The organism is Microvirga roseola (assembly GCF_020866965.1).
Classification (GTDB): Bacteria; Pseudomonadota; Alphaproteobacteria; order Rhizobiales; family Beijerinckiaceae; genus Microvirga; species Microvirga roseola.
Genome location: NZ_JAJATX010000122.1, coordinates 1 through 3,423 on the forward strand (window position 1 = coordinate 1; position 3,423 = coordinate 3,423).

Here is a 3,423-nt window from a genome sequence, read left to right on the forward strand (position 1 = left end):
AGGAAATGCGGATATGAGCCCGTCTAAATCGAATCTGCTTTAGACGGATCTCGTTCATTTTTGCTCTTGGAAGGAACGCTTTAGTTTCTCTGTCTTCCATGCCTGGGCATCGGCAAAGCCAGACTTCTCCGCATCTCTGCGGTCCTGGGAACTCTCGAATCCAGCGCTTACGGCCTTCTTTTGTTGCTCTGCCCACATGTAGTAACCGAGGCCGAGGAAAGCCGCGGCACAAATCAGAAATACAGTCAGCCCTCGGCGGCTGCGGACGCCGCCGAAGAGGTCGAGATAATGAATGAGCGTCAAGACAATGGACGAGGAGATCCAGGTTAGACCAATTAGGAAGTTCAGCATTGGGATAGTGCGGCAGCCTGCTCATTCAGGAAGGGGAGAACGCCAGAATGATATAGCGTAGCAGAGAGCAGTCACGAGTCGAGTCGCCCGTTCCGCCTTGCCGGGCGGTGATCTCGACGCGCCGCCAATCCAAACAATTCCCTGATGGCCTATGCGGCTGCTTCGGCGTCTTCGGTCCTGTTGGATCGGGGAGCATTGGCCAGACTCTGGTCAACGAGTCTGCGAGCCTCAGTCGTGGTGATGTGGTTCACCGCGGCAACTTCCTTGACCATGATCTCCTTGGCGCCCTCGATGAGTTGGCGTTCGCTATAGGAGATTTCTTCCTGCTGCCGGCCTCTGTTCAGGTCTCGCAGAACCTCGGCGATCGTGGTCAGTTCTCCACTTGCGATGCGTTCCTGAAAGTCCGCAGCACGGCGGCTCCAGACGCCACGTTTGGCGCGTGCCTTGCCACTTAGAACCTCAAGGGCCTGCTGAACCACTGACCGATCGGACAACGTCCTCAAGCCGCTGCTTTTAGCTTTTGCGACCGGAATCCGAACCGTGAGCTTGCCAGAGTCGAAGCTGAGTACGAGCAGCTCAAGCTTGAAGCCGGCGATCTCTTGCTCCTCGACTCCGGTGATTACACCGACACCATGGCCCGGATACACAACCGTTTCACCGGTCTGGAACGTGGGAGCGCTGTTCTTCGTCGTCATTCAGAAAGGATCTCCTTAAGCCACAGGATCTTTTTCTTGCGGGCTGATCTGTTGGGCAGACGCCGAGTTCACTATGCTCGTTCGTCGAGCATAGATGAGCTGAACTCGATAATTTTCGTGCGGCTCCCGCATATCGGATGCCCGTGCTGGCTGTGCAAGTGGGCTTTCTCAACGACGTTTTATCTTAGCTATGCTCGAAAGCCTGTAGGATGTCGTCTATGCGGTCGGCAGGGGCCTCAATCCAGAACAGGGAGGCTTGAGCCCCGCCTTCTGGCGGGCGCGGCGGCGCAGTTCCTGGCAGCCGGCATCGAGGCTCGCTCCTGGCGGATTGATGTGCTTGTAGGCGTCCCAGAAGTCCTTTCTGCCCTCAGGCGATCGATCAATGCCTGCCAGGGTCTCAAGTTGTCCGATCGAACTGGCCGCGCGCAACAGGCTCTCAATAGGATGCTCGCGGGGTGTAGTCTTCTTGCGTCTACGCGACATGGATTCTCCCTGTGAGAACTGGGCCACAGGCGATTGGCGGCGCAACCCCTCCCCTCCTGCCGCCGCCAATCGAGACTGTCAGGCAGCCAAGGCGTATTCAGACTGGGACGGGGTGGTCTCGTCGTAATCGAAGGCGTAAGCGAGCACGCTCTCGTCATGGAGTTGCTGCCAGTCGATTTCCCCTGCCTCGAGGAGTTCGCGCATCTCCTCACGGGCGCGATGAAGCCTGGCCTCGAAGGGGCTCAAAGGCGGAGGCATTCTCAGATCGAGGAGGGCTGGGGGATGGCGGTTTTCGCCGGCCGGAGCCTGAAGGGCTTCTACCTGCTTCAGGTACCATTCGGTCATGACCTGGGCGAGGAAGCGGTTGGTCTTGCTCATCCCTGCCTCCCGCGCCTCGACCCGGGCCTTCGTCCCGTAGGCCTGAGAGTCGACGGTTGCCACACGGGGATGCTGGCGTAGCTCGGCCACCCCTACCCCTTTGAGGCCGAAGAGGTGGAGCTGGATGGGTGTCCCGCGCAGCTCGCGGTCGAGTGTCTCGACAACCTGCAGAATGCCCTGAGGGCCGTGGAGATGCCGACGGCACATGGATCCAACCCCGACGATCGGGAATCCCGAGAGGTCAGGCATGCGCTCAAGGCAGCGGATGTAATCCTCTGGTGTCCAGCCCTGGAGGACAGGCATCAAACGGCTGAGGATGCCCCGCTCCTTGGCGCCGCGGATGCAGGCGCGATTGAGGTCGACGGTCCCGGAGATCCGGTCCAGAACGAGATCGCGGTTCCGGGCGATCTCCGGCTCCACGCAGAGGTCCATTGAGGCGAACCATCCAGGGGTAGGTCGCGCCAAGGTCAAGGTACTGATCGACGGTCCAGGCGAAGCCCCGGTACCGGCTTGCGGCGACGAACCCGGCGCTGTCGAGATAAGCCTCCAGGCCATCGAGGTGATGGAGATTGCGGGTGTTGAAGCCGTGCCAGACGGGAATGTCGCTGCTGTCTTTCTTCCAGATCGACAGGGCATTGGCGCTGATCAGGACCGGCGCATTCATGGATCGGGCAGTATCGATCAGCGGGCCCCTCATGACATGAGGAAGGCCGAGGATAAACTTGAGCATGGGTTCTTTGTCCGGAATGGCGGGGTTTGGCGGCCAGCGACGGGCAAAGAAAAAAGGACCGGCGAAACACCGACCCTTCTGAATATTCAGTAATTTAGCGAATTCAGCTAAAGCGAGGCCTTAGTGCGAATGGCGTTTATTATACCATTCATTGGCCTTCAAGGCCGCAAACCCGAGCAGTACGACGATGCCGGGCATCACGACTGAGACGATCAGTGTTTGACCAGTCATTGCTTCAAGCCTCCAAGGGCCATTCTTGCAAATACATGTAACATCGCGGCAGCGAATGTCCAACCCGCGGCGACCGGTAAGAGTTGCACGAAACTCACGCTATTCGCAAAACCGCCAATGCTATACAGAGACCCTGCCAGCGGGGTGGCAATGCCGACCGTAAAGCATGCGGTTGAGCACGATCAAAGGCGTTGGCGAGCAGTTTTTGCCGCTCGTTGTAAATCAGGCTCACTGCAGAATATCTCCTCGTAAGCGCGGTGTCAGCTTGAGAGTACAGGGACCTTTTGGGGTTTGATTTGTCTCAGGCCTACACTCCGAGAAAGATCATGAGCCTACGCAACCTTGCTCCCGCTCTGGAGAGTAATTGCAGCAGGGCAGTTGGACCAGCCGGGCTACAGGTCCGTATAGCCTTTCTGGCGCTGGGTTTTAGCCCAGCCCTCGAGGGCCTGTGCGGCGGCTGCCTCATCAGGATAAATGTCGACCTTTTCCTGGCCGTTGGAGCCCACGAAGCCCCAGTTTCGGACGAGCCGGACGGTGCCGAACAGGTCGCGTTCG

The 3,423-nt window shown here is 58.7% G+C and carries 5 protein-coding genes; all 5 read right to left on the minus strand.

Features of this window, described 5'->3' with window-relative positions:
• Positions 1–54 precede the first annotated feature (54 nt).
• Positions 55–351: a hypothetical protein gene (locus tag LG661_RS24265; protein WP_230534568.1), complete on the minus strand. Its 297-nt coding sequence runs from the start codon at positions 349–351 to the stop codon at positions 55–57.
• Between the two features lie 149 nt (positions 352–500).
• Complete coding sequence (locus tag LG661_RS24270) at positions 501–1,046, minus strand: CarD family transcriptional regulator (protein ID WP_230534569.1); 546 nt, start codon at positions 1,044–1,046, stop codon at positions 501–503.
• 216 nt (positions 1,047–1,262) lie between these two features.
• Entirely contained in the window at positions 1,263–1,529 is a 267-nt protein-coding gene (locus LG661_RS24275) for a hypothetical protein (RefSeq protein ID WP_230534570.1), read from the minus strand.
• Between the two features lie 78 nt (positions 1,530–1,607).
• Positions 1,608–2,339 carry a deazapurine DNA modification protein DpdA family protein gene (locus LG661_RS24280; RefSeq protein WP_230534571.1) on the minus strand — a complete coding sequence of 244 codons (732 nt, stop codon included), beginning with the start codon at positions 2,337–2,339 and terminating at the stop codon, positions 1,608–1,610.
• Between the two features lie 921 nt (positions 2,340–3,260).
• Positions 3,261–3,413 carry a WGR domain-containing protein gene (locus tag LG661_RS24285; protein ID WP_268995517.1) on the minus strand — a complete coding sequence of 51 codons (153 nt, stop codon included), beginning with the start codon at positions 3,411–3,413 and terminating at the stop codon, positions 3,261–3,263.
• Positions 3,414–3,423: the final 10 nt, after the last annotated feature.

Excerpts from the sequence above, each read along its gene's own strand:
- LG661_RS24265 (WP_230534568.1), bottom strand. The coding sequence starts at position 351 with ATGCTGAACTTCCTAATTGGTCTAACCTGGATCTCCTCGTCCATTGTC.
- LG661_RS24270 (WP_230534569.1), bottom strand. The coding sequence starts at position 1,046 with ATGACGACGAAGAACAGCGCTCCCACGTTCCAGACCGGTGAAACGGTT.
- LG661_RS24275 (WP_230534570.1), bottom strand. The coding sequence starts at position 1,529 with ATGTCGCGTAGACGCAAGAAGACTACACCCCGCGAGCATCCTATTGAG.
- LG661_RS24280 (WP_230534571.1), bottom strand. The coding sequence starts at position 2,339 with ATGGACCTCTGCGTGGAGCCGGAGATCGCCCGGAACCGCGATCTCGTT.